Source organism: Phormidesmis priestleyi ULC007 (assembly GCF_001895925.1).
Lineage (GTDB): Bacteria > Cyanobacteriota > Cyanobacteriia > Leptolyngbyales > Leptolyngbyaceae > Phormidesmis_A > Phormidesmis_A priestleyi_A.
Genome location: NZ_MPPI01000007.1, coordinates 90,979 through 117,134 on the forward strand (window position 1 = coordinate 90,979; position 26,156 = coordinate 117,134).

26 protein-coding genes and 1 pseudogene are annotated in these 26,156 nt (G+C 49.4%); 13 read left to right on the forward strand and 14 right to left on the reverse strand.

Annotated features, from left to right (window positions below):
• Positions 1-5: 5 nt before the first annotated feature.
• Positions 6-1,328: a dihydroorotase gene (locus BRW63_RS08255; protein ID WP_073070422.1), complete on the forward strand. Its 1,323-nt coding sequence runs from the start codon at positions 6-8 to the stop codon at positions 1,326-1,328.
• Positions 1,329-1,353: 25 nt separating this feature from the next.
• Here the strand turns inward: BRW63_RS08255 and BRW63_RS08260 are convergent, their stop codons facing one another.
• The 5 genes from BRW63_RS08260 to BRW63_RS08280 form a co-directional block, all read right to left on the reverse strand.
• Entirely contained in the window at positions 1,354-1,713 is a 360-nt protein-coding gene (locus tag BRW63_RS08260; RefSeq protein ID WP_073070423.1) for a type II toxin-antitoxin system RelE/ParE family toxin, read from the reverse strand.
• Positions 1,703-1,972, reverse strand: a complete 270-nt coding sequence (locus BRW63_RS08265) for a type II toxin-antitoxin system RelN family antitoxin (RefSeq protein WP_223257324.1) — start codon at positions 1,970-1,972, stop codon at positions 1,703-1,705. The genes BRW63_RS08260 and BRW63_RS08265 overlap by 11 nt, the downstream gene beginning before the upstream one ends.
• A 64-nt stretch (positions 1,973-2,036) precedes the next feature.
• A complete protein-coding gene (tsaE, locus tag BRW63_RS08270) occupies positions 2,037-2,498 on the reverse strand; it encodes a tRNA (adenosine(37)-N6)-threonylcarbamoyltransferase complex ATPase subunit type 1 TsaE (protein WP_073070424.1) in 462 nt (153 codons plus the stop codon).
• Positions 2,495-4,918, reverse strand: a complete 2,424-nt coding sequence (locus BRW63_RS08275) for a tetratricopeptide repeat protein (RefSeq protein ID WP_073070425.1) — start codon at positions 4,916-4,918, stop codon at positions 2,495-2,497. The genes tsaE and BRW63_RS08275 overlap by 4 nt, the downstream gene beginning before the upstream one ends.
• 102 nt (positions 4,919-5,020) lie before the next feature.
• The gene (locus tag BRW63_RS08280) at positions 5,021-6,394 is read right to left on the reverse strand and encodes a gluconeogenesis factor YvcK family protein (protein ID WP_083582775.1); all 1,374 of its coding nucleotides are present in this window, start codon (positions 6,392-6,394) and stop codon (positions 5,021-5,023) included.
• A gap of 316 nt (positions 6,395-6,710) precedes the next feature.
• Between BRW63_RS08280 and BRW63_RS08285 the strand changes: the two genes are divergently transcribed.
• Together BRW63_RS08285 and BRW63_RS08290 are read left to right on the forward strand one after the other, a co-directional pair.
• Positions 6,711-7,490 (forward strand): ABC transporter ATP-binding protein, encoded by a 780-nt coding sequence (locus tag BRW63_RS08285; protein ID WP_073070426.1) that lies wholly within the window; start codon positions 6,711-6,713, stop codon positions 7,488-7,490.
• Positions 7,491-7,494: 4 nt separating this feature from the next.
• Positions 7,495-8,721 (forward strand): MlaD family protein, encoded by a 1,227-nt coding sequence (locus BRW63_RS08290; protein ID WP_083582776.1) that lies wholly within the window; start codon positions 7,495-7,497, stop codon positions 8,719-8,721.
• A 30-nt stretch (positions 8,722-8,751) separates the two neighbouring features.
• Here BRW63_RS08290 and BRW63_RS08295 read toward each other — a convergent pair whose 3' ends face one another.
• From BRW63_RS08295 to BRW63_RS08325, 7 genes are all read right to left on the reverse strand, one after another.
• Positions 8,752-9,708, reverse strand: a complete 957-nt coding sequence (locus BRW63_RS08295; protein ID WP_073070427.1) for a protochlorophyllide reductase — start codon at positions 9,706-9,708, stop codon at positions 8,752-8,754.
• Positions 9,709-9,878: 170 nt separating this feature from the next.
• Positions 9,879-10,166 carry a DUF3288 family protein gene (locus BRW63_RS08300; protein ID WP_073070428.1) on the reverse strand — a complete coding sequence of 96 codons (288 nt, stop codon included), beginning with the start codon at positions 10,164-10,166 and terminating at the stop codon, positions 9,879-9,881.
• Between the two features lie 69 nt (positions 10,167-10,235).
• Positions 10,236-11,441, reverse strand: a complete 1,206-nt coding sequence (locus BRW63_RS08305) for a glycosyltransferase family 4 protein (protein ID WP_073070429.1) — start codon at positions 11,439-11,441, stop codon at positions 10,236-10,238.
• 77 nt (positions 11,442-11,518) lie between these two features.
• Complete coding sequence (locus BRW63_RS08310) at positions 11,519-13,210, reverse strand: MFS transporter (RefSeq protein ID WP_223257325.1); 1,692 nt, start codon at positions 13,208-13,210, stop codon at positions 11,519-11,521.
• 2 nt (positions 13,211-13,212) lie between these two features.
• Entirely contained in the window at positions 13,213-14,070 is an 858-nt protein-coding gene (gene recO / locus BRW63_RS08315) for a DNA repair protein RecO (RefSeq protein WP_073070430.1), read from the reverse strand.
• A gap of 219 nt (positions 14,071-14,289) precedes the next feature.
• Positions 14,290-14,970: a deoxyribose-phosphate aldolase gene (gene deoC, locus BRW63_RS08320; RefSeq protein ID WP_073070523.1), complete on the reverse strand. Its 681-nt coding sequence runs from the start codon at positions 14,968-14,970 to the stop codon at positions 14,290-14,292.
• 406 nt (positions 14,971-15,376) lie between these two features.
• Complete coding sequence (locus BRW63_RS08325; protein ID WP_073070431.1) at positions 15,377-15,607, reverse strand: hypothetical protein; 231 nt, start codon at positions 15,605-15,607, stop codon at positions 15,377-15,379.
• A 732-nt stretch (positions 15,608-16,339) separates the two neighbouring features.
• Between BRW63_RS08325 and chlP the strand changes: the two genes are divergently transcribed.
• Complete coding sequence (chlP, locus tag BRW63_RS08335; protein ID WP_073070433.1) at positions 16,340-17,563, forward strand: geranylgeranyl reductase; 1,224 nt, start codon at positions 16,340-16,342, stop codon at positions 17,561-17,563.
• 255 nt (positions 17,564-17,818) lie between these two features.
• Positions 17,819-18,805, forward strand: coding sequence for a nucleoside hydrolase (locus BRW63_RS08340; RefSeq protein ID WP_073070434.1), 987 nt, complete (start codon positions 17,819-17,821; stop codon positions 18,803-18,805).
• A gap of 72 nt (positions 18,806-18,877) precedes the next feature.
• Here BRW63_RS08340 and BRW63_RS28825 read toward each other — a convergent pair whose 3' ends face one another.
• Positions 18,878-19,240: a hypothetical protein gene (locus tag BRW63_RS28825; protein ID WP_219898518.1), complete on the reverse strand. Its 363-nt coding sequence runs from the start codon at positions 19,238-19,240 to the stop codon at positions 18,878-18,880.
• A gap of 428 nt (positions 19,241-19,668) precedes the next feature.
• Here BRW63_RS28825 and BRW63_RS29490 point away from each other — a divergent pair, with 428 nt between their 5' ends.
• A complete protein-coding gene (locus tag BRW63_RS29490; RefSeq protein ID WP_262983528.1) occupies positions 19,669-19,794 on the forward strand; it encodes a hypothetical protein in 126 nt (41 codons plus the stop codon).
• Here BRW63_RS29490 and BRW63_RS27190 read toward each other — a convergent pair.
• A pseudogene (locus BRW63_RS27190) lies at positions 19,787-20,826 on the reverse strand (IS630 family transposase). The gene BRW63_RS29490 and the pseudogene BRW63_RS27190 sit on opposite strands and share 8 nt — an antisense overlap.
• Positions 20,827-20,942: 116 nt before the next feature.
• Between BRW63_RS27190 and BRW63_RS08360 the strand changes: the two are divergent.
• The 7 genes from BRW63_RS08360 to BRW63_RS08390 all read left to right on the forward strand — a co-directional run bounded on the left by BRW63_RS08360 (position 20,943) and on the right by BRW63_RS08390 (position 26,140).
• Positions 20,943-22,421 (forward strand): hypothetical protein, encoded by a 1,479-nt coding sequence (locus BRW63_RS08360; protein WP_073070435.1) that lies wholly within the window; start codon positions 20,943-20,945, stop codon positions 22,419-22,421.
• On the forward strand, positions 22,418-23,098 hold the full coding sequence (locus BRW63_RS08365) for a hypothetical protein (RefSeq protein WP_073070436.1): 681 nt from the start codon (positions 22,418-22,420) through the stop codon (positions 23,096-23,098). The genes BRW63_RS08360 and BRW63_RS08365 overlap by 4 nt, the downstream gene beginning before the upstream one ends.
• Before the next feature lie 53 nt (positions 23,099-23,151).
• Positions 23,152-24,873 (forward strand): ATP-binding protein, encoded by a 1,722-nt coding sequence (locus tag BRW63_RS28830; RefSeq protein ID WP_073070437.1) that lies wholly within the window; start codon positions 23,152-23,154, stop codon positions 24,871-24,873.
• Positions 24,845-25,204: an ATP-binding protein gene (locus BRW63_RS28835; RefSeq protein WP_073070438.1), complete on the forward strand. Its 360-nt coding sequence runs from the start codon at positions 24,845-24,847 to the stop codon at positions 25,202-25,204. Before BRW63_RS28830 ends, BRW63_RS28835 begins: the two co-directional genes overlap by 29 nt.
• A gap of 121 nt (positions 25,205-25,325) precedes the next feature.
• A complete protein-coding gene (locus BRW63_RS08380; protein ID WP_073070439.1) occupies positions 25,326-25,601 on the forward strand; it encodes a BrnT family toxin in 276 nt (91 codons plus the stop codon).
• On the forward strand, positions 25,582-25,866 hold the full coding sequence (gene brnA, locus BRW63_RS08385; protein ID WP_073070440.1) for a type II toxin-antitoxin system BrnA family antitoxin: 285 nt from the start codon (positions 25,582-25,584) through the stop codon (positions 25,864-25,866). The genes BRW63_RS08380 and brnA overlap by 20 nt, the downstream gene beginning before the upstream one ends.
• Positions 25,832-26,140 (forward strand): hypothetical protein, encoded by a 309-nt coding sequence (locus tag BRW63_RS08390; RefSeq protein WP_073070441.1) that lies wholly within the window; start codon positions 25,832-25,834, stop codon positions 26,138-26,140. Before brnA ends, BRW63_RS08390 begins: the two co-directional genes overlap by 35 nt.
• Positions 26,141-26,156 lie beyond the last annotated feature (16 nt).

Genomic DNA, 26,156 nt, shown 5'->3' on the forward strand with positions numbered 1-26,156 from the left:
AAACTATGGATAATTTATCTCTGGTCATTCAAAACGCCCAAATTTTGCTACCCAGTGGCGAGTTCATTTTGGGAGCGGTGCAGATTCAAGAGGGGCAGATTGTGCAAGTTGGGGCAGATCTCTCGTCGCTCAACGATCGCGTCCTCACCATTGACGCAACAGGGTTAACTTTATTACCCGGAGTCATTGACCCTCAAGTCCATTTTCGAGAACCAGGACTGGAATATAAAGAAGACTTATTTACGGCGAGTTGTGCCTGTGCGCGAGGCGGTGTGACTTCGTTTTTAGAGATGCCCAACACCCGTCCGTTGACGACGACTCAAGCCGCTTTAGACGACAAACTCAAACGCGCATCTGAGAAATGTCTCGTCAATTATGGGTTCTTTATCGGCGCAACGGCTGAAAATCTGCCAGATTTAACTGAGGCAAATCCGACACCGGGCATCAAGATCTTTATGGGATCGATGCAGGGTGATTTGCTGGTAGATGAAGAAACCGCATTAGATCCAATTTTTGCCAAGGGCGATCGCTTGATTGCAGTTCACGCCGAAGATCAGGCAAGAATTCGCGATCGCCGCGCTCAATTTGCCGGACAGACTGATCCCGCCGTTCACTCACAGATTCAGGACAATCAGGCTGCCTTGAATGCAACTCAATTAGCGCTAAAACTGTCTAAAAAATATCATCGTCGTCTCCATATTTTGCATCTGTCCACCGCAGAAGAAGCCGAACTTTTGCGGCACGATAAACCCGCGTGGGTAACGGCAGAAGTAACGCCTCAGCACTTGTTGTTGAATACAAGCGCTTACAAAACCATTGGCACGATGGCGCAGATGAATCCGCCGTTACGATCGCCCCACGATAATGAGGTTCTCTGGCAAGCGCTATTGGATGGAGTCATCGACTTTATCGCCACCGATCACGCGCCTCACACCCTTGAAGAAAAGGCGAAACCTTATCCCAATACGCCCTCTGGAATGCCGGGAGTTGAAACCTCGTTAGCGCTGATGTTGACTCAAGCAGCCCAGGGACGCTGCACCGTTGCCCAAGTCGCAAACTGGATGTCGAGTGCTGTTGCTAAAGCTTATCGAATTCCCAATAAAGGAGCGATCGCGCCTGGTTATGATGCCGATCTAGTGCTGGTCGATCTGGATCATTATCATCCGGTATTGCGGGAGGAAGTGTTGTCTAAATGTGGCTGGAGTCCTTTTGAGGGCTGGAGTTTGACAGGCTGGGCACAGGTGACGATCGTCGGAGGGCAAGTGGTCTACGATCGCGGCAAACTTCAGACAGACGTGCGAGGTCAAGCATTGCGATTTGACGGGTAAAGCGCTATTGAGGAGACAAATTGTTTCATTCTTCACGATCAACTTCTGCAAGAATATCTCGGATCTCGTTTGCCGAAATGTCGTCTTGATCGGACTTCGAGTAAATTGTCAGCAGCAAAATGCTGGTAGGTGACTCAACTTGATAAACCAAGCGATAGCCAGCGCTCTTCCCTTTTTGGATATTACGATTGCGAACTCTCACCTTGTAGACCACATAGCCCTCACCTATTCCAGCGATTCTATCTCCTACAAAGTCTCCTTGTTGCAATTGCTCAATCGTCGGCTGAATGTCAGAGCGAATCCTGCGAAACCTCTTTGAGAGTTGGTACAGTTCCTCCTCAAACTCATTGGAGAATCGAATTGAAACCGCATCATTACTCTGCATCAATCCGATCCCACAGTTCAGAAATGGGTCTGGTTTGTCCCGCTTTGGCTTGCTGCAATGCTCTTTTCAGGCTGGCTTTCACCTCCTCGATCGGAGTATCGTCTGGGTCGTCTACTGCTTCTGCCTTCTCTGGAACCAATACAATCACCCGTACCTGATGGGGATAGTCAGTTCCCTGAATGGGTTGATCTAAAACTAGGTTTCCTTGAGCATCAATTCTGCCCGTGACTTCGATCGCCTTCATTAACTCATCTCGCATCGAAAGAATGATCGGTTTTGCGAGATCCTAACATGCGCTTATGCTCTGTCGTTTATAGAACTTCTCACAGTGCAGAAATGATGGACTTTAGGTCAAAGTGACCCACGGGATTGAGAGTGACTTGACGACCAGAATCACGATCGTACTCTAGCCGAATCTCTAAATAATTCTGTGGCTTGTAGGAGAGACGCTCTGCCCACTCGATCGCCACGATTCCTGGCTCGGCTTCGACTCCTTCCCAATAGATTTCTGGATAGAGGCTGGCGGTTTCAGCCAGGTTCAGACGATAAAGATCGAGGTGATAGAGCGGCACCCGTCCGTCTAAATATTCGTTGATTAGGGTGAAGGTGGGACTGTCGATCGAGTCTTTAATTCCCAATCCTATGCCGATGCCCTGTACGAGTGTAGTCTTTCCACTGCCCAAGTCACCTTCTAGCAGCAGCACACTGCCAGCCGAGAGCGTTTGCCCTAGCTGAATGCCTAACTTGCGGGTTGCTGTTGCAGTGGGAAGAAGGAGTGAGTTCATTCTGATTTGGGTTTTTGATGCGCTAAAAGGAACTGGGCTTCGGCGGTGCGATCGCTAGTCGGATATCGCTGCACAAGTTGCTGAAGATAGCGAGGCTGATTACTCAAAAAATAGCTCGAAAACAGCAAATCATCTGCATAAGCACTGTTGGGGAATTTAACCTGTAACTCAGTTAAAATCCCGTCGATTCGACTTTGGTAAGCAGAGCCGATATCGGGAGAAGATTCCCCGGTGTCTGGGTTAAATTGACGCTTTCCAACTGGAACCCCGGCGGGTGGATGAATCCGCGTAGTTTCGCCTGGATCGTGATTTTCCCATTGCCAGAGAAGCGTCATTGCCACCATGTAAAGCGTTTTCTCTCGCAGTTGGGGCGGCGTTTTAGGATCATCTAATAACTGCTGATAGAGCGATAATGCAACCCCATTTTGACTGGCGCTTTGATAAGATTGGCGCACGGCTGACTCGCCTCGTTTTGAAAGGTCACAGACCCACCAATAGCGGCAATCCCAGCGATCGTTTGCCTCGACTGAATAGCGCTGACTCGTGCTGTAGCTAGTGGGCAAGTGATAAGTTCTATAGCCATCCCAAATCGCGAGATAGCCATTTTTCCAGCCGCCTTCGCCTGCCCAATTAGATGCCAACTGATAGCGAGAATCAGGCGTGTTTTCTGTTTTCAACGTCAGAAGTTGCTGCCAGCGCTGACGCTGTTCGGTGAGCATGGTTTGCATTTGTTGCTGAACTTCTGCGGTTTTGTCACCCGTCCACCACGACCAACCTGCTTTGTAATAGCGATCGAGAATTTTGGCAGGCATGACCGTCAAATTCAAATTCTCGGAGGTTTGCAGCGCTTTGGCATAGTCGTGCGATCGGGCTTCTTTCACCGCTAACGCATAGCGCAACAAAGGCGCAATCTCTTGATAATTTGGCTCTTGCAATAAAGTCTGAACTTGCTCGGCAGAAAGTCCGACATCTAACAAAGTTCTGACGTGAGGATAAGCGAGATAAAGGGCATCACGATCGCCGATCTCACTCGTCATCATCGTTAACCACAGTCGCATTGCTCCCATGATATCGCCCTGATCTTGCAAGCTGTGTGCCAACAAAAAGGTTGCATCATCTGCCCCCGGATGGTTAGGATAGTGACTCAGCCACTGTTGCCAATCTCGGACTCGATCGGCGGCGGATTTTTTAGCGTTGCGATCGAGCAGTTGTTTCGCACGAGGTTCGCCCCCAAAGTAGGAGTGTCCGGTCAAATCTCCATACTCGCGGCAACCCTGAATAAATTTGGATTGCGGATATTTTTGTGCCATCCCGACCAGCAGATAATAAGCGTGGGCACCGCGATCGATATCATCTCCGCCAAAGTCATAAAATACGCTGCGCGTCAGACTGTAGAGCGGGCGTGAATCTCCATTGAGGATTTGTTGCAACAGCGTTGATCCTTGCGGATCGTGGTGTCGATCGAGTTCGGCGATCGCCCAGACGCGATCGGGTGATTGCACGTCAGTTGCCAGCGATTTAAATAAGGCTTTGGCGATCGGTGAAATCTGCTCGGCTTTGACGGTTCCTAAACGGTTGACCAATAGATATTCGCGTGACGTAGCGGGAAGAGATTGATAATAAGCGATCGCCGCCTGAATCTGGTTTTGATTGGGTTGGGTAATTTGTTCAAATTTTGTCCACTCAGATAGGTTAGGAACGGGCTTGTCACTACGAGGTTGGGGCGGAAAAACCTGATCGTATCCTAAGAGATTCACTAAAAAGTCAAAATTGAACTGATTATAGAAAGTCGGAGAATTTTGTGGTTCTAGATTCTGTTTGGCGAGTTGAATTAGCCGCGATCGCACCTGCGGGTCATCCAGTCCAAATTCTCGCTCCCAGGCTTTTTGATTCTCTGATTCGTAGCCCGACTCTAACAACAAGGTGTCTAGTTGACTAGTGAGAAGATAGAAGTCAGGTGTAGACGCTCGTCGCTGCAACTGTTTTGTCAACCAAAGCGTCGTGTAAGGCTTGCCTAGACTGCGAATCCCTGCCATTCCATAAGCTTGTCGAACTTGATCGCGCGATCGCGCATAATACTCCAGCAAGGGATAAGCCTTTGCACCATATTGCTTCCAAACTGGATGGGTAAGCTTGCTGTCTCCCCATTTAATCTCGATCAAATCTTGACGGACGGCTTGCAAAATTGGCTGCCACTGCGGATCAAAGCGCAGACGATCGCGCATCACGTCATCCACTTCGACCTCAGTCAACTTGACTGGAGAAAGCCCTCCCGCCTGTTTTGCTGCCTCTTCGGGCGACGGTATTTTTTGGTTAGAAGCCGCCACTAACTTTGCGATCGGCATTGCCGATATTAAGGACAACACTCCTAACGCTGCCCCAGCTTGACCCAACCATTTATGACCTTTCTGACCCGACATACTGGAACTCTCTAACACCTACCTCCAGAGAATCATGAGGGATTATACAGAGTCCAGAAAGTTGTTACAGAAGTTGTTCAGAAGTCGAAACCTGAAACCTGTTCAAGATTCTCGCGATCGTCGCCCATACCAGCGGAGCAACACCCGCGCCAACCGCTCCGAGTCGTGACGCACTAACCCCGTTTCTTCATCTTCGTGCATCACGTCGGCCCGAATGATCCGTCGTCCTAGTTTCGTCACTGCGTCTCGATCGACTCCCACCGGGTGAGACTGCTCTTCGGCATAGCGAATTAACGCTTTCGCAGAAGGCGGCTGCTTTTGCACTAAAACTGCATCAAATAAAGGCTTGCCACAGGCGATGTCGATCGCTCGAATATGATCTGCTACGCTATACCCGTCGGTTTCTCCCGGTTGGGTCATGATGTTGCACACATACACACACGGAACTTGTCGCTCGGCGATCGCGTTCGCAATTTCGGGCGCTAACAAGTTAGGAATCACGCTGGTGTAAAGACTCCCCGGCCCGATCACAATATAATCAGCTTTATAAAGTGCCTCTAACGCTCTCGGCAAAGCAGGCGGATTGGGAGGCGTGCAGCCAATTCTCACGATTTTGCCGTTTGCCTTGGTGATGCTCGATTCGCCTTCAATGCGGCGACCGTCTTCGAGTTCTGCCCATAGGCATACATCGCTAAGAGTGGCGGGCAAAACTTGTCCTCGAACAGCTAGAACTTTAGAACTTGCGGTGATCGCTTGCTCAAAATCTCCGGTGATGTCACTCAAAACCGTGAGAAACAAATTCCCAAAGCTGTGCCCAACTAATCCATCGCCCGCTTTAAATCGATATTGAAACAGTTCTGTCAGCAATTTCTCTTCGTCTGCTAACGCCGCGATGCAGTTACGAATGTCTCCAGGCGGCAACCCCCCGATCTCGCGCCGCAGTCGCCCTGAAGAACCGCCATCATCGGCTACGGTCACGATCGCGGTGATATTGGCGCTCGATCGCTTTAATCCTCGCAGCAGCGTAGACAGACCTGTGCCACCGCCGATCGTCACAATTCTGGGGCCGCGATTTAAGCGCCGCGCTGTTAGCAACACATCGACTAACTCTTCGTCACGATCGGTCATCAACACGTTTGTAATTGAGCCAAACGTGCGAGTTTGCCCCCACAAGATCAGCAGCACTCCCGCGATTAAAACGAGCGGGCCACTCACATAGCTGGGCAGCAGACGGCTTAACGTTTCTAACAGATCAGCGGCAAACTGCATCAAATAAAAGATCGGAGTCAGCTTTACCCAAATCGCCAGCCCTAAACTGACCAGCAGCACCCCTCCGGCGCTGATCAACATCCAGCGTTTGACAAACAAACCCGGAGCGAGCCACTTAAACCACTGTCCTAGCCAAGTCGGAGCCAAATGGCGAGATTCTTGCCTTATTGTCCGCATGGTCTGCTTGAGTAAACGGTTTGTTGTCATTGGTGCTCTATGCCCGGAACGGAAAAAAGGCAGACCAGAATTTTATAGAAATTACTTGCCTTTGACAGCAGGATAACTCAAGTTTCTCATTCGTAATTGACAATAGGGAAGAAGGGAATCGAGAACAGAGGAATGCCTGATTTCACTTTGGGAAAAGGAAGAAGAAGGATTTTTGATAGAGTCATAAAGGCTAATGATCAAAATCATCGTCTTGAGCAAGTGGGTTCTATGATTAGGACTCATGATGTTCTAAGAATCGCCTTCTCGATCGCCTGTTCCCGATTTTCCTCAACCCTGTGGTCTAAGTCTCAACCGAATGAGTGAACCGTTGATCGAACTGAAGGGAGTTTGTAAAACTTTTGGGCAAAATATTGTCCTAGATCACGCCGATCTGACTATTTATCGCGGAGAAGCCCTCGCCATTATCGGGCCATCCGGCACTGGCAAATCTACCGTGCTGAGAATTATTGCTGGATTGTTGGCTCCCGATGCCGGGGAAGTCCACGTCGGGGGGCAACTGCGAAAAGGACTGATCGAAGACGCAGCCGACCCGATCAATATCAGCATGGTGTTTCAGCAAGCGGCTCTATTTGACTCACTGACGGTCGAAGAAAACGTCGGATTTTTGCTCTATCAGCGATCGCGGCTGCCGCGACGACAAATTCGAGAACTCGTGGCGCAGCGACTAGACATGGTGGGCTTGTCAGGCATCAGCGATCGCTACCCCGCCGAACTCTCTGGTGGGATGCGAAAACGAGTCAGCTTTGCCCGTGCCATCATGTCAAACCCCCACAACCCAAAGGATACGCCAGACATGCTACTCTACGATGAGCCAACGGCGGGGCTTGACCCGATCGCCTCGACTGTGATCGAAAATTTGGTCAGGCATCTCAACAGGCAGGGCGGCTGCCAAAGCTATGTGATGGTGACTCACCAAGAAAGCACAATTCGTCGAACTGCCGATCGAATCCTCTTTCTTCATCAAGGTAAGGTGCAGTGGCAGGGCAAAGTTCACGAGCTTGACAGCACTGATAATCCACTGATCCGCCAGTTTTTAAGCGGTAGTGTAGAAGGACCCATACAGGTGATTGGATAAGCCTATGCGTTCGCGAATGGTTCGAGAAGGCTCGGTAGGACTGCTGATCTTATGCGGTTTAGGGCTGTTTGGAGGGTTGATTCTCTGGCTGCGAGGGCTAAATCCTGGCAATCGCAGCTTCTCTGTTAACGTAGACTTTGCCACGATCGGCGGGGTTCAGCCAGGTTCACCCGTGCGCTATCGCGGGGTGACGGTCGGCAGAATTAATCGCATCTCGCCTGACCCCAATGGGGTGGTGGTGCAGATTGATATTGCGCCTGCCGATCTGATCATTCCTCGCGATTCAGAGGTGACGGTGAATCAGTCGGGGTTGCTAGGCGAAACCCTTTTAGATATTGTTCCTCGTAAACCGTTGCCCGATGGAGCAGTTTCGGCAAAACCGCTCGATCGCGACTGCGATAAAGAACTGATTCTTTGCGAAGGCTCTCGAATCAATGGCACGTTGGGCATCAGCACCGATGAGTTAGTGCGGGCGAGCATCAAGTTTGCCAATGTTTATAGCGATCCGCAGTTTACGGGGAATATCAATTCGTTAACCAAAAATAGCAGTGATGCTGCTGCTCAAATCACCATTTTGAGTAAAGAAGTTACGGGCTTAGTCAAATCAGCGAGGCAGGAAGTCGGCACGTTTTCCGGCACCGCAAAATCGATTAGCAATGCGGCAGATCAGTTTGGGCTGACGATCGCGCAGGTCAACAGCTTGGTGACTGCAAATCGCGCCACTTTGGTTTCAACTCTCGATAATCTCAACCAGACGAGTGGGCAACTGCGAGTCACGGTGGCAAAGCTGAGTCCGACGCTCGATCGCATTCAGCAGGGGCAACTGATTCAAAACCTAGAAACGCTGTCTGCAAATGCGGCTCAGGCATCTACCAATTTGCGCGATGTGTCAGTCAGTCTCAATAATCCCTCAAATCTCACGGTTTTGCAGCAGACGCTCGAGTCTGCCAGAGCCACGTTTCAGAACGCTCAAAAAATCACGGCAGACTTAGACGAACTGACAGGTGACCCCCAACTGCGTAACGATTTGCGAAATTTAATTAAAGGGCTGAGTGGCTTAACGTCTTCGACTCAGCAGTTGCAGCAACAGGCACAGGTTTCTCAAGTTCTCGCACCGTTGGCGACAACGCAACCCCAAGCGTTACAGCCTCCAGCAGCGAGTAGTGGAGCCGTCGAACCTTCTAGGATCGTGCAGCCTCCGGTGTCAAAGCCTGGTGCGATCGCTCCCTGAGCCTAGAGCGCGATCGCAGTAGACCGCCGATCAAGACAGCCCGACCAGCTTTGCGCTCAGATCCCACATGCGATCGGCTTTTTCGTCATCACGAGCTTGAGGAGATACCTTTTGCACAAACGATTTGCCGTCTTTTTTCTGGCGGTTGCCCCAACTCCAATAAGCGCCAGACTGCTTATATTCAGGGTCAGCCACGACCATTGCGACGCGATCGCCTGATAGCTCTTGAGACACATAGCCCCCAGTGATGTTCTTCTGAAACCAGGGGAAGATTTTTTGAAACAATGGATAGTGATTGCGAAATAGCGGCGTGTCGGCAACGCAGCCCGGATAGAGAGAACTAAAGGTGATTCCGGTTGCGTCGTGATAGCGCCGATGGAGTTCTCTCATGGTCAACACATTGCAGACTTTGCTGTCTTTATAGGCTTTGACTGGCTCAAATTTTTTGCCGTCAACCATTGAAATGGGGGCTTTAAAGCCCGCTTCAAACCCCTCAAAATTTCCTAAATCGGGGCGAGGCGGAATTTTGCCTCCTAACTCATCTGGGTTGTGAGTCACCGTTCCCAAAATGACTAATCTCGGATCGGCGGAGGGCTTTAAGTCTTCTAACATCAGGTTGCATAAGAGGAAGTGACCGAGGTGATTGGTCGCGACGCTCAATTCGTATCCTTCGGGGCTTCGCAACGGCTCTTTGAGCAGAGGCATATAAATGGCAGCGTTGCACACCAAAGCATCTAAAGATTTGCCGCTTTCTCGAAACGTTTTCACAAACTGGCGAACGCTTTCGAGAGACGCTAAATCAATCTGCATCAGGGTGTAGCTGCCCTGGGGTATACCCACTTCCTGGGCGACATTGGACGCTTTTGTAAGATCGCGACACGCCATGACGACGTGCCACCCTTTTTGAGTCAGCGACTTTGCTGCGTATAACCCAACGCCTGACGAGGCACCTGTGACGATCGCGGTTAAATTTTGACGGGCTTCCATTTCTTTAAATCTCCGTTGAAAAATCTGTTTAACGATCGTGAATTAAATGATGTCTGTTATTTGCATGGATAAGAGGCACGGCAGTGCCATCCCCGTACGCAAATTTTGGTCTCAATTCCCCATCTTGAGCGCGCCAATTAAGGGGGTTTTTGCTGAATTTACGATCGCGACTAACTCCAGTCGTCTCGCTTTGCTCCGCGACCTTTATAGACTTGGGCAACGGCGTGAATCTCACGAGTCTTTTCGTACAAAGCATGTTCAGTGAGGTGCCACTGGCTCAAGATTTTCTCTAAGTCAGCTTGAATGTCTCTCGCCCCCGGAAAGCCTTTATAGCGAATCTTGAGCCGCGCCAACTCAGCCAGATTATAGTCAGTCGGCCCACCGCTGAGAAGGGCATCCGTGACTTGGCGATCGCTGCTCCACTGGGGGTGCCGCTGCTCTTTCTTTTCTTCTGCCATGACTCACCTGATCGCCCATAAACACATTGATTATGATAGTACGCCGATCGTCATTCAGGAGAGAAGGATTTAGGGCGAAGGCAGCAAAGGCGATCGGTTCGCTGCGAAATTTCCGGGAATGCGGATGCGGCTTTTACGATCGTGATGGTGCGATAACAAGTCACTATAGAGCGCGACGAGTTGAGTGATATTGCGGCTTAGGGTGTAGCGTTCTTCGGCTCGCTGGCGCGCTTTCTGTCCCAACATCCCCGTCCAGGTCGGGTGATCGCGCAGTTGAGGCAACAGCGTTTTAAGCTGAGAGGCAACGCCTTGAGTGTTGATAATCACGCCCGCTTCGTCTTCTAGCACTTCGCCGTCTGCCCCTGCATCGGTGGCAACACACGCGACCCCACACGCCATCGCCTCTAAAAGCGACAAAGACAGCCCCTCAACGAGAGAAGGCAGCACAAAAACATCCGTGCCTCTGAGAATCTCAATGCGCCTCTGCTCGTCTGCGATGAAGCCCTGCCAGATAATCCCGTGTTCTTCACCGTAAAAGGGAACCAGAGAGGAGGCTAACGTGCCGTGATTTCCAACGATCACGAGTTTGCTGTTTTCTCCCATATCTGCCTGTTTCCAGGCTTTTAACAAAGACTCTACGTTCTTCTCAGGCGCGATTCGACCTTGATATAAGAAAACACGATCGGTGCCTAACCGTTGTTTAAAATCTGATCGACCGGGAGAATATTTGGTGGTGTCAACGCCATTCGGAATCACGGCAATCCGATCGGCAGGCACGCCTAACTTAATCAAGATGTCTCGCTGAATGTGAGAAAAAATGATGATGCGATCGTATTTTGCCAGCGACGGGGCATAAAGCTGATACATCAGGTGTTGAGTGCCCGATGTCAAGTTACGACGCTTACGATCGAAGGGGGGATGAAACGTCGCGACCAAAGGCAGATTTAGCTTCTGACAAATCTCAGGCAGCAAAAAGTCTAGCGGAGATAAGGTGAGCGAAGCGTGCACCAAATCGGGTTTGGGCGACAAATCTTGCAGCGCTTGAATCAGCACTTTACTCGATTTCCAGTTTGGGATGGTATAAATCTGAGACTTGTAGAGAAACGGGATCGAAACTTCGTGAATGTCGGGCCAATTATCAGGAGCCGCTTCCTCTTGAGCAAAGTGAAAGAAACTGACTTGATGGTCGTGTTCTAGCAGCCCATTGGTGACTTCTCGACCATACGTAACATTTCCACAAAATGGCGTTTTTTTGCCTAGCCAAGCGATGTGCATTCGAGGTATATCGTAAAAGGATTAGTGATTAGCGGTTAGCGATCGATTTAAGCCAATAAACGACTAACCACTAACCGCTAACTACCCGGTTTAAAAATCGTTGTACGGGAAATATACCAGGTTAACGTCGCCCCTGCGATCGTCAAGGCGGCAAGTGCTAAAAACACGGCTCGCAGTCCAAACAAGGTTTCAGAAACCCCGGCCAGCACAAGAGGCAAACTCAAGGCAATGTTAATTGCATTATTTTGCAGCCCAAACACTTTGCCCCGCATGGCTTCTGGCGTTTCTTGCTGAATGGTCGTCTGCATGGGGATGCCCACTAATGAGGCAAACGCTCCCAGCGAAGCGATCAGCAGCAGCGATGCCCACAAGTGATGATAGAAAAACGCCAGCCCGATCAGCGAGGCTGACATGCCGATCGAGCCATACAAGCCCAGTCGAGCGTGAGCAAAGCGCTGCCCAAAGGTGCCTAACAGTGCCGCGCCTGCTGCCATGCCGACTCCGCCTGCCGCTAGCAAAAAGCCGAACTGAGATGATTTGATTTCTGGAATCACCTCAGCCAAACGCACTGCCAGCACTGCCAGCGCCGCAAAGATCGAGAACAAAATCACCAACTGAATCAGCGCACTGCGAACGTGGGCCTCTTTGCCCAAATAGCGCAGCCCATCTTTAATGTCTTCCCAGACGTGAGGCGGCTCTTCTGCCGGAAGCTCAACCCCGTCAACCACGATCGTTTTGGATTTTTCTCCCGTCTTCAGAACTAAGAGCAGAAATCCGGCGATCGCATAGCCGCCCCCAACCAGCACCTCTTTGCCTACACCTGCAAAACCTCCCAGTTGACCAAACAGCGTATCTGCCAGCGCTAAAAGCGGCTCACCGACTGCAAACCCGATAATCACGGATGCCATCATCGTGGTGGTGTAGAGCGAGTTTGCAGATAGCAGATGACGACGCTCGACGATTAGGGGAATTGCGGATTGCTCGGCTGGGGCAAAAAATTGGGTCAGGGTTGACACCAAAAAAGTGATGCCCAACATGATGCCAAAGCCGACGGGCAGGTTTTGCACCGTTGTCCAATCTCGCGAAACCCACAGCAAGGGTGGCAGCACAAAAACTAGAGCGCCTCGTAGTAAATTAGTGGCCACCAAAACGGTTTTTTTAGACCAGCGATCGACAAAGACACCCGCGATCGAGCCAAACAGCACCGCCGGAATAGTGAAGGCAATCATGATCGATGACACCCAACCGCTAATCGTTTGACCTTCTGCCTGAAAGCGGCTTTCGATCAGGGCGATCATCAACACCAAATAGACTTTATCTGAAAGTTGAGAAAAAACCTGCCCTGCCCACAGCGTCAAAAAGTTACGGTTTTTAAGCACGGGCGCAAAACCCTGCTCGTCTTCATCGTCTGCATCGCCAGGAGATAATTCAGGCGTTTCGCTGATAGAACTCTTGTCGGATGGCTCGATGGACGGCAGCAACCCTCCGATCGTGTCGCCTGACAAATGTTTGCTTGCCCCATTTTGGCTGCCATTGGGTTGGGCAAATGGCTCAACTGGGAGAATCTGGTCAGACTCGTTGAAATCATCAGCCGGGGTTTTTTGAGTTCTGAGCATGGCTAAACTTCTCTCTTGGCTTAAACGATCGCTCTGAAAATCGACTCCATTAACTCCACTTCGCCAAGGATCTGGGATAGGCGGATAGGCATGGGAGTCTGGTTGCTCAAGAGCAGATATTAGCGTGTAATCAGACAGATCAGATCGCATCATAGTTAAGCAGACGGCTCGGAGAAGAGGGCAGGAGCAAAACAGCTATCAATCAAGGTGGCAGAGCGAATGGGCTGATCAAAATGATATTGGGCATAGTAGCGCAGCAGACGTTCGATCGCGAACCAGGCTTCTTCAGCAGTGGCAGAATTTGGAGGCAGATCGGGGGAGGCGAGTTCTTGCAGGAGGGAGAGTTCGATCGCGCTAATGGGCATATTGAGACGAGCTTTTTTTGAGTGGCGTGACGGAATATATTTACCCGTGCCTTTGCCGCCGTCTTGGATCTGAAGCTGCTCTAAAGCATCTAGGGTGACTGCCCCACCCCCAATCGTACTGAATCCGGCTTGCCAACTAGAATCGGCTAAATCGGGTTTGAGAATCGTTTGAGTCACGCAGCACTGATGAACTTGAGGCGCAATTCCTGCCAAGACCAATAGCTGAAAGACCGCATGGCTGAGATGGGCTAACACCTGGGAGGAGGGCGATCGCTCCAATCTCGCCAAGTGTTCATTCAGCAAATAAAATAAGTCGTCTTGGGGCTGGTCACTGAGTGCCTGCTGCAAAGTCACCTCTGCCAGATATTGCCCGGCGGTGAGCTTTCTGAGATCGCCGCCCAGTTTTGGGTAAGACTCTAGCGTGTCTGCTTGCGTAATTTTGTCGAGCGATCGCCCTTTAGCAATCAGCAAATCGTTAACCACAAACAATCCACTCCGTCCGCCTAGTCTAGAATTTTGCTTGCGCGCGCCCACTGCAACCGCACGAATTAGCCCAAACTCCCGCGTCAAAACCGTTAGAAGACGATCTGCCTCACCAAACGGCATACTTTTGAGGTTGATTCCGATCGCTTTGTAGGTTCGACTCATCGATTCTTATCTCTCTTGGCGGGGTGGGTCGAAGACCTTTATTAACGTCAGTTCGACGAGTTTTTTCGCTTCGTTGTCAGCGGCTTCTGCCCCCTAAATCCCCCATTCTGGGGGACTTTGAATCGGAGATTTTGGCTTGAAGTCCCCCAGAATGGGGGATTTAGGGGGCTACCCGAATTCATCACCGAAGCGAACTACTGCTGTCGAACTGACGTTTTATTATTGTCCTTTATCTAGGTTATCGCGTTGACGAATTAAATCGGGGCCGCGAGAGGTGCCGAGTCGAGTTGCACCCGCGACAATTAACTCTAGCGCCTGATCGACCGTGTGGATTCCACCAGAAGCTTTAATTCCGACTCGATCGTTAGTTATATCTTTGAGCAGTCGCACATCGGCGATCGTGGCTCCCCCATTCCAGCCAGTGCTGGTTTTGAGAAAGTCTGCCCCTGCATCCATACAGATTTCTGCGGCGATGCGCTTTTCCTCGTCTGTCAGGAGCGACATTTCTAAGATGGCTTTGATCACCAGTCCAGTTGCGTCTCGAATCTCGGAAATTTCTCGATGCACCTCTTCGACTTTTCCGGCTTTTAGCCAGCCTAAGTTAATGACGATATCTAGCTCATCGGCTCCATTTTCGGTCGCTTCTTGAGCTTCATAAAGCTTGACCGCAGAGGTCGTCGCCCCCAAAGGGAAGCCGATAACAGTGCAGACTTTCGGACTTCTATTACTGAGATATTCGACTGCCTGCCGGACATGAATCGGATTGATGCACACCGCCGCAAAATTAAAGCGATCGGCATCTTCGCACCACTGCTCAATCTGCTCAGGTGTGGCGATCGGACTGAGCAAGGCGTGGTCAATGTAAGGTGCCAAGTCGATTTCAGAATGGGTTGCAGCCACAGGTCTCCTCTGGGTCAATTTGCGCGTTTGCTTTGCAGTTCCCAAAGGGGTAATCGCTCACCTTTTAACTATCTATTAAAAAGCGATCGGTGCGCCTCTTTCTCACCCGTGAATTCGATGAAGCTTTTCGCTGCGGTTGCCAATCCGGGCTGCCCCCTAAATTCCCCAAAATTGGGGGACTTTGAAACCTAAAGTCTGGGCTTGAAGTCCCCCAGAATTGGGGGATTTAGGGGGCTGAAGCGCTGAAGAACGAAGCGAAAGAACTCATCGAACTGAGGTTTCTCACAGGTCTATCGATCGGGTCTCCCAAAAATAGAGTCCACGCTCTGTTGACCAGGGTCAATTGCTACAGAGGGCGGACTCTCTTCTATAAAGATGATTCGCGTTTCCAGGGAGGGATCGCTTTCTAGCGAGTCCCGGTGCCTCCGGTGCCGATCGGTTCTGGGTTAGGCTCTGGGTTAAATTTCACTATTGCAGGGGCGATCGTCTTATTTAAGGACTGCGCCGAGGCATGAGCCACTATCGACTGTACATCCAACTCTGGCTGAAAGTGAGAACTTTGAGTGAAATTACTGACTCCCTGACTGAAAGCATAAGCTCCCACTGCCCCAAAGGTTAGCCCGGTGGCGATCTTCATCCTAACAGCAAGGCTCGAAAAAGTAATTATCATCTGTGAGACAGCAATTAGAGCAGCGAACTAACGATCTTTGTAACTTGCCTTAAAGAGAAATGGTAGTGAAAATACGGAACCCTCACGAAATCCTTACGAAGATTTACTGAGCTAGCAGATGAATAGGTTTAATAGCATTAGTATTTATACGTAAGAGGTAGCGTTTGACATAAAATTTTGAGATTAACGTAAGCAGATATTTTTTATACTAATAAAAATTATAGCCTTCAAATCCCCAGATTCTGACCACTCTGCGTTTCGTAGACAGATAATTCTCAGAACAATCAAAATTCTTGGGAAAACTGCTTAGACTCACTCAGTAAATTTACGGTAGCTTCATAGCTCCTTGATGTTATTAAATTCGTTTTATAACTAACTGAAATCTGTCAATAGGTGGAGATCTGCTGCTAACCGAAGCAGCGTGTAGCATGAATCACGCAAGTCATGACTATGTTCAAGCCCTTTCTCAAGCCCACTGATTCAATCTACATTCGCAGGGACGGGTTTCCGTAGCAAAACGGGAATTTATTAGGCTCTTTCCAACGGTCTGCTGATCGATTGTTGAGATTTGGATCAGAATTTCGACCGCCAGAGCCTGATTTGTTAAGCTCTGTTTCAACTTAGCGAGAGTAATCACAATCAACCCAAAGCTCCGTGATACCATTCATTTCGTAGCTTTTAGAGAACGGGAGAAAACCTTTGGCACTAAGGGTTGCGGTGGTTGGTGGAGGTCCGGCTGGGTCGTCTGCGGCTGAGATCTTAGCAAAAGCGGGAATTGAAACGTATCTGATCGAGCGCAAGTTAGATAACGTCAAACCCTGTGGTGGTGCGATTCCTCTCTGTATGGTGAGCGAGTTTGACTTGCCCGATCGCATCATCGATCGCAAGGTGCGGAAGATGAAAATGATCTCTCCTTCAAATGTAGAGGTCAACATCGGCGGCACTCTCAAAGATGAAGAATATATCGGCATGTGCCGTCGCGAGGTGCTGGATGGGTTTTTGCGCGATCGGGCAATCTCCTATGGTGCAGTGCTGATCAATGGCACGATGCACAAGCTAGAGATTCCGACGAGCAGTAAAGGAGCCTACACGCTGCACTACGCCGATCACTCGGATGGCAGCTTAGAAGGAACCGCTAAAACGCTGCAAGTCGATCTCGTGATCGGTGCAGATGGCGCAAACTCTCGCGTTGCCAAAGCGATCGATGCGGGTGATTATCGCTATGCGATCGCCTTCCAAGAGCGCATTCGGCTTCCCGACGACAAGATGGCATATTACGAAGACCTCGCAGAAATGTATGTCGGCGATGATGTCTCGACTGATTTCTACGCTTGGGTCTTTCCCAAATATGATCACGTCGCTGTCGGCACGGGCACAATGTCGCCCAACAAAGCTGATATCAAAAAACTCCAGGCTGGAATTCGCGCACGGGCAGCCGCCAAACTACGCGGTGGCAAGATCATTCGCGTCGAAGCGCACCCGATTCCTGAGCATCCAAGACCTCGCCGAGTCGTCGGTCGGGTCGCCCTCGTTGGAGATGCCGCCGGAACGGTGACTAAATCATCCGGTGAAGGCATTTATTTTGCGGCAAAGTCTGCGCGAATGTGTGCAGAAGCGATCGTAGAATTTTCTGAAAACGGCAGCAAGATTCCCACTGAGGCAGATCTCAAGGTTTATATCAAGCGTTGGGATCGGCAATATGGCATCACTTACAAAGTGCTAGATATCTTACAAACAGTCTTCTACCGCTCAGATGCCACTCGCGAAGCCTTCGTTGAGATGTGTTCTGATCTCGATGTGCAGAAGCTGACGTTTGATAGCTATCTCTATAAGACTGTGGTTCCTGCAAATCCGCTCATCCAGCTAAAAATTACTGCTAAGACGATCGGCAGTCTAATTCGCGGAAATGCCCTAGCGCCTTAATGCTGGATTGTGTTTTTTGTCTGCGATCGCCCCATGCTGCTAAACCCAGGGTGGGGCGATTATTTTTTTGGCATTGCCGAATAGAGAGATTTAGGTAGGGGCAATCCCCCCGTGGTTGCCCTCCGTCAGGGGTAGGCAATACATTCTTTTCTTGTATGAAACCATCCTGCGTCAGGGGTAGGCACGGGGGCGCTACCCATACAGCCATCTCATTCCCTCATTTTGCAACACCTAATTTTTATCGGTAACGTGATTATGATCCCTGCGGTCAGCATTCCAAAAATCATTCTCGATACCGATCCTGGAGGGGACGACATCTTTGCTTTTTTGTGGGTGCAAAGCTTAGTCAAACAAGGGCTTGCAGAACTGATTGCCATCACTGCCACCGCCGGAAACGTCTCTGCAAGAAAAACTTTCTCTAACGCTAGTCAAATTCTTAACTTGGTAGGGGCACCTACGATCGAGGTGGGACGAGGAGTCTCCTTAAACAGCAACGATATCGAGGATGCAGCTCATATTCACGGCAATGATGGCATGGGCAACTTATCAAAAACGCTGCCACCCCCCACTCACGATTATGAAACAGCACGGTGTTCTGACGAGATCTTCATCGACAAACTCAACGCCATGCCGGGAGAAATTACGCTGGTGGCGATCGGCCCGCTCAACAATCTGGCAGCCGCCGAAAAAAAGAGTCCAGGAATTCTCAAAAAAGCGAAAGAAGTGGTGATCATGGGCGGCGCATTCTTCTGTCCTGGAAACGTCACCCCTCATGCAGAATTCAACATCTGGTTTAACTCAGAAGCCGCAGACATTGTTTTAGCCAGTCGAGATGACGTTGTAATCATGCCGCTCGACGTGACCAGAAACCTGATTTTTACACGCGAAATGGCGCAAGTAATCAACCCAATCAATTCAGAAGATGATACGTCTAAATTTATGAATCATCTCTGCGAATTTATGATCACAACGGCGATCGCCTATCGAGAAACAAACGGAGTTCAGGGGTTTTTAGTTCACGATGCAGCGACGATCGGCTACTTGTTTTACCCTGAAACGCTCCTGATGCAAAGAGCCAGAGTTTGCGTTGAGACTAAAGGCGAATGGACTCGCGGACAAACCTTAATCGATCGCCGAAACCGAGCAAAACAAAGTGCTAATGCCTGGGTTGCGTTGCAAGTTGATTCGACCGGATTTTTTACCCGATTTGTTGAAGATTTAAAGACGCTCAAAGTGGTTTAAAACTGAGGTTTGATCCTCAAATCCCAAACTTTTTTGATCCTCTCTGCATCAGACGGAGAAATCTGTCCGATTTTACCCAACAGTAGCGATATTTCCAGACAATCGTGACAACCGAACTGTTGAGGCGACTCGAAGACCACTTATTGCCCAATCCTGCAAATCAACATCTGTCTGCGATCGCGGCTTTGCAGAGGTAACCGCCGCAACAACCGCATCTTTTCCATCTAGCCAGAGAACCAAAACAGGACATTTCTTAGCAACGGTGCCACTGGTGAATAAAATCTCTGCCACCCGAAACTCACCGGGCAGAATAGATGCCTGCGCCGCGATTAGCACACCTGGACGAATCCATCCTAGAATCGCAGGCACATAAGCAACAAAAGTGCCATTAGTCTCAGGACGAATCACCATCGTATAGCCTTGCAAGGTTTTCATAGCTGAAGTGAATCATGCATTGCCTCCACAATACGCGATCGCTCTGCTTCAGGGCGGAACAATAGGGTTGAACTGCCGATCGCTACGCTGGTGCATGAAGAACATTTTTTATACGTTCTATCGTAAGCCTACCCAAAGTTACGGCGCTCACCTTAAAGACTTTGTTTAAAGATAAGTGTCAAATATCGTTGTTTTGATACATTTTTCAGAGTCTCTGAAACCAGCTTATATGATGAAACCGTCAGGGCACTATCAGCATTTCAACTCAGAGCAATGTAACTTTTGTAGACAGAAATCACCCGGATGGGTACTGTCAATGTAGATTAAATGCTTGAGAATTATTTGTATCAGACTTTACTCGCTGCGATCGTCATCACTCAATTACCTTTCCCGCGATCAGTGCTGATTGAGTATCAGGTGAAAAATTCATGGCAAACCTGCAATCTATTCATGCAGTTGGTGAATCGCTGCGGAACTACTTGCGGAATACCTATCCGTCTAGTGCATTCGCTGGGTTGCCAACGTTTGATATTCAGCTATACTTTGTCAGGTAACAGTCTTTATTTTTTTGAAAGATTGGAAACGCCAAGTCAAGAGTGAATCTAATTCTTCCTTGTGGGTAGTATGGCATTGGTCAAGGCAATTAGTAATCGCTTTTTTGAAAGCCGTAAAATCAGCATAGTAAATAGAGTAGAAACATTGTTTTTTCACAAACTTCCCCAGTCTCTCAATCAGGTTGAGATTAGGAGAATAAGCAGTGAGGTAGAGCAGTTCAATCTGGAGTTCCTGAGCGAGATCCCTGACTAAGGCACATTTTTGATATCGGGCGTTGTCCAGTACTAGGGTGACGGGCAGGTTCAATCCTAAAGCCGCCAGTTTACGGAGGAGGTCACACACATTTTTGGAATTGATGTAATCGTCGTTGGTCACCGTGATTAACTCATGGGTAACAGCGTTCAAAGCACCAAGGAGATTAAATCGTTGTCGTCCTGCTCCTGTTTTGACGAATAATCGTTCAAAACACCACAAGAATCCGAGATAGGCACCGAGAACAAAATGGGCAGCATCCCCGAAGAAGACGGCTCTTGTGCCTGCTTTTGCCTCTTCTAATCGAGGTTCTAGTTTTTTTTGAGGAATGCTTCTTGGGCTTCGACATCCGCTTTGGCGGGCAGAACCCCGACTCGACGACAACTCATTCCCAGGGATTTAAGGAAATGACGGACTTGTTCCCGACTGCGATGAATGCCCGTCAGTTCGGCAATTTTTGCGGTGGCTTGAGCCAGAGTTTTAGGCGGATGCGCTCGGAAATAAGTTTCTAAACTCTCTTGATGTTGTTTCAGTTCGCTTTGCGGTCGATAAAAGCTCAGTTCTTACAGTTGTTCAATCCCCCCCTTCTGATAGTCCCGAAGATAACTCAACAAAGTGGGTTCACTGACTTGAATCAGTTGGCAGATTTCCCAGTGGGGATATTCTTTGCTTTTGAGGTACAAGGCTTCCATTTTTCGCTGCACACGAGGATGGGGGTGATGGAAGCGCTCAGAGTGAAGCTGCTGGATGTCTTCATCTGTGAAAGTCAGCTTGATCAGGGTCTTGTCCCAGAGCGGGATGAGTTCTTACTTTTTACTCCCTTTCAAAACTAAAGTCTATACCCTGCTGGAGTATATCTCGATGCCGACCATCCACCCCGCGAAATTATGGTCCAATGGAACGTCGGCGGAAGCTGGGAGCATCGTGCTTATTGGGTGAAAACTTGCTCGATTTGGGCATTCCCGGAACCGCCAGCCGTCAGTATATGGGGGTACTGCCCGCGATCGCAGATTGGGTGCGATTAGAGGTGCCTGCTAGTCTTGTTGGCTTAGAAAACACGACCGTCACCGGAATCGCCTTCACACTTTATGAGGGTCGCGCCGCTTGGGGACACACGGGCAAATCGGCGGCGGGCTCCCTACCAGCCAATGACACGGTTTGGGTTGGTGATGCACTGCCAGCCGGGGCAACACCTCACACTAACAACGACTCCTGGACGTGGATTCAGGGTGCTGAGTTGCTCACGCCGTTTGAAGAAGACTTTGTGGCCGCGATCGAGAACAATGTCCGGGGGGTCACGCCACTACGAACATTGAACAATCAACTCACCGCGCAACTTCCAGCAGAAGCCAGTCAACTCACGACGCTTGGGCTAGAACGCTTTATTGGGCTTCCCGAAACCAAAGTTAAGCAAGCCAACGATCGCATTGATTTTCACTTTTTGCGAGTACAAACTGATATTTATCGAATTCGTCAGTTTGTGTTGGGCACCGATCAAGCGGCTCGATTGGCAACGTCTCCGACCTTGGCGGCGATCGCAGAAGGGGGTCAAAGTGCCCGCGTCACTCAAGAACAGCTAAACACTTTCTTTACTCGCAAGAAGTCTGCATCAGTCTTGACAAGTCCTAGCTTTACAATTCTGGCGGCAGGCACGACCCAATTCGCGACGGCTCGCCAAAAAGCGGCATTGTTTGAGCCATTGTTAACTCAAACAACGTTCACCAACTTCAGTGATGTCGGATTTGCAAGTTCTGCCGCATTTGAACTCAAAAAAACTCAAGATACTCAAGCTCGTATCGGGGTGATCAAAGAGCAAACGGCTGCCAACAAAGAGCGATTTGTTTCTAAACAGTTTTCTCAACCGATCGCCGATGACGTGTTAGAACAGTCGCCCCTGATTGGTGCCGCCAGCCGCACTGTGACGGTTGCCGAACGACTTCAGCCTTCTGCCTCGGTCGAAGCCAGAAACTTCACTTTGTCGAGTCGGGCAGACACGATCGAGAGTCTCGCTAATCTGGGGGTCGATCTCGGCGAGGTCAGTGTTTCGGGCACCACTGCCAAATTTAAAGACGTGAATTCAGCGCTACTCAATCAGATTCGGTTAGGGGACACACTCGCTGGCACCGACGAATCGGCACAGTTTTCTGACGGGGTAAAAGTGCTTGATAACACCGTTGCAGCGCTGCGATTAGCAGAAGGATGGGTGCAAGATTATCGCGTCGCGATCGCCAAGTCAAGCATCGGCTCGAATTGTTCATGCCTACGAGACAAATGCGCAGTTGGCGGCAGATGCGCGTGTGCAGTTTGCCGAACCGGGCGCTTTCAACACAAATCTGATTTCGCGATCGTGAATAGACAACATCACATACTATGAAACGCCATGTCCACACTGTCCATTTGCGATCGCACGATGAAGCCCTCATTCATCGGGGTACTGTTTTGTTAGAAGATGCTTTGCATACTGCATCTTTTCCTGAAAGCGGACGGCTGTTGCTGGTGCGATCGCTCGATGCTGGCAAGATTCACAGTCAGCAAAGTTCGGCAACTCTGGCACTCGTGTTAGAGCAGCGACTGGCGCAGATTGGTATGACGGCAGTTCATGCAGAAGATCCGGCGGCTAATAGTGCGATCGCGGTTTATTTTCGAGATCAAGTTGAGCCTTATCTGTGTCTGGCAATGAGATTGTCAAACCACCTCAGCACTGATGAATGGTTTTGGCGGTTAGCCGTTTTTAACTGGCAGGCTAATTTGTCTAGAGATGAAGGATTTCGTCGAGTGCTTTATGGCATTATGCAAACTGCGATCGGAGTCTCTGCGATCGTTCCCTTAATGCAAGAGCTACTCACTCGAACTGCAATCACACCTTTACTTTCAGCGCTCACCTGGCACGACGGTTCAGCATTGTTGCGCGCCTGTGGATGGCTTAAATCAAAGACTTCAATCGGATCAATTAAACCGTTATCAATCTCATTTATACCAAAACCTTGGATTGATTTACTCCAACATGGATTGAAGTTTGGGGAATTGAAGATGCTCGATCGCTCTGGCTGACCACGATCGCACTAATTGCAGAACAACCTGCATTCATTTTAGACGAGCCATTAATGACGCGATCTCAACAGGTGATTCAACAAATTAGCAATTTAAGAAAGCAATCTCAGCCTGATCAGTCGTCGTTGATAGAGAGTCCTACAGCATTAATAGAGAGTTTCATTACGATTCCCAAGAATTCTCGCTCAGTGTTGGATGAATCGCAATCATCTAGAGATATTCTACAACAGCAAGATTATCTTTCAGTCTCTCGTCAATCTGTAGATATTCCTCAATCGAGTGCGTTTGCAGGACTATTTTTTCTGTTGCCATTAATGACTCATTTAAGAATCAAATCTTTTTTAGAATCTAATCCTCACCTGATTGAATTTGATTTGCCCAGAAGGTTATTAAACACGATCGCGCAACGATTAGAAATCCCTGAAACCGATCCTGTTTGGGAGGCACTTACTAAATGCTCAAACAACTGCTCAGAAGCCGTTTTACTCCGCTCCTGGCTAAACTCAATGCGGCGCTGGTGCCGTCTCAATGCTGAAATGGGATTACACAATTTAGTCAGTCGATCGGGGCAAGTTTTAATCACACGCACGTTGATGTTTGGTTTGAACCTCAGCAAGCTGATATTCGGATTCGTCGCGTCGGGCTGGATCTCGATCCGGGTTGGGTGCCCTGGTTTGGGCGAGTTGTTGCGTTTCACTACACAGGAGCAGGGCATGGAAATTGAGAATTCGGCTAATCGCCCGATCGTCACCCTTCACACCTTTGCGTTTGCTGCGATCGCTGCCACGCTAGACCCTGCACTTCTCGTTAACCCAACCGCCCCGGAGCTACAGCACTTATGCCACTATCAAGCGATCGCCACTGCCGATCAATTTCATTGGGTCAATGCCCTCAAAATCTATCTGCGTCACCCTGCCGCTCGTGATTATTCACTATTGAGATTGGCAAAATCATTATCATTGACCATCGTTGAAGTGTTGGCAATCTCATTATCGATCGCGGTTGAACAAGACCCGATCGCAGGTCGCATTTTAGCTTATCTTCAAGCACCTCTCGGTGGTTCACGTCCTACATTAGGATTGCTCTCTTCAGCATTCTCGCCATTGCCACACAGCGTTTCTGTAATTGATCGGCTGATGATTGGCAATGCGATCGCTAGTGGATTGCTGCAACTGCTCAACGAATCGGCACCGCTCCCAGAACAATCTATAAAAGTACCTCTACACTTGGGTTTGGCACTACGAGAACACGTCATCGCCGCCGCCTGGACAGGAGAAGGAGTCGGACTCGATGCCTTGGCGCAACCGCTAACCGATGCCATTCCTGACAACGCTTTGGTGATGACTCCAGCACTGCGCGACGAACTCCAGATGCTATTTTTGCGCTGTCGCCACCGCGATCGTCTCGTCACCGGACTTGGACTCTCTGCCACAGTGCGCTATCATCCCGGTGTGCGATCGCTGTTTGTCGGCGCATCCGGCACAGGAAAAACCCTGGCAGCAGGTTGGTTAGCCACAAAATTAGGAATGCCGCTCTATCGAGTCGATCTCGCCTCAATTACCAGCAAATATATTGGTGAAACCGAAAAGAATTTATCGCAGCTATTATCACGAGCCGAACAAGCCGAAGTCGTCTTATTATTTGATGAAGCCGATTCGCTGTTTGGCAAACGCACCGAAGTCCAGCAAGCCAACGATCGCTTCGCCAACGCTCAAACCAACTATCTGCTTCAGCGCATCGAATCGTTTGACGGCATCACTGCTCACCAGCAATAGCCGCAGCCGCTTTGATTCTGCCTTTTCTCGCCGTTTAGATATGATCATTGAGTTTCCGCTACCCCAAGCCGAAGAACGGCGATCGCTGTGGCAATCTCATTTAGGCGATCGTCATCACTTAACGCAACCGCAATTAAATCAGCTTGCCGCTTCCGTTGATCTCAGTGGCGGCAATATTCGCAATGCAGTGTTGGCAGCAGCCGTGATCGCTCAGAGTCAAGTTCGTCCAATCACTTTTGCCGATGTGGTGCAAGGAGTCGCTAGTGAATATCGCAAACTAGGACGACAACTATCCGCAGAATTAATCGGCGATCGAGTCAGTATTCTTTAGTCAATACGATCTTCAATCCTATCGGGTGCGCTGCTTTGTAAACGTGGCAATTTCACTGCGGGTATACTGTTATTGTGCAGATTGGGTTTCGGGCAGAAAGATGAGCGATCATTGAGCAAAAATGCGATTTGACTGGGATAACCACAAAAGTCAACTTCTTCAGCGAAATCGGGGATATTCTCTCGAAGAAGTTTCCATGGTTTTGGCTGGTGAATATGTAGAACAGATTAAACGAGATGATCCAGAGCAATTTATTGCAGTTGGATATCTAGAAAACACGCTTTTATCCGTGATTTACGAGATCCGTTATGATGATGAAGGGGAATATATCTGGTTAATTACCTACTGGAAAAGTACAAGAAGAGAGCGAGAGATCTATGAGCAATATCTCTACTGATGAGCTTGAACAGAGAATTGAGGCAGGCGAAGAAGTTGTCGATCGCTATTTTGACCCCACAACGACACGCATCGGCACACCTCATCCGATGACTTCACGAAGACAGCAAGATGTCGTGACAACCAATTTAGATATTCCGAATCCCATGCTCGGCGAACTTGACCAAATGGCTAGCGAGCTCAACATTAGCCGTCAAGCCGTCATTAAAATGGTGCTGCGCCGCGCCCTTGATGAACATTATCTTACCAAAAAATCAATATCGTAGCGCGATTGCCGATCTTCTAGTGCGATCGCTGTGGCAATCTCATTTAGGCGATCGTCATCACTTAACGCAACCGCAATTAAATCAGCTTGCCGCTTCCGTTGATCTCAGTGGCGGCAATATTCGCAATGCAGTGTTGGCAGCAGCCGTGATCGCTCAGAGTCAATCTCGTCCAATCACTTTTGCAGATGTGGGGCAAGGAGTCGCTAGTGAATATCGCAAACTAGGACGACAACTACCCGCAGAATTAATCGGCGATCGAGCTAGTATCCTTTAATCAAAAACCAGAACCG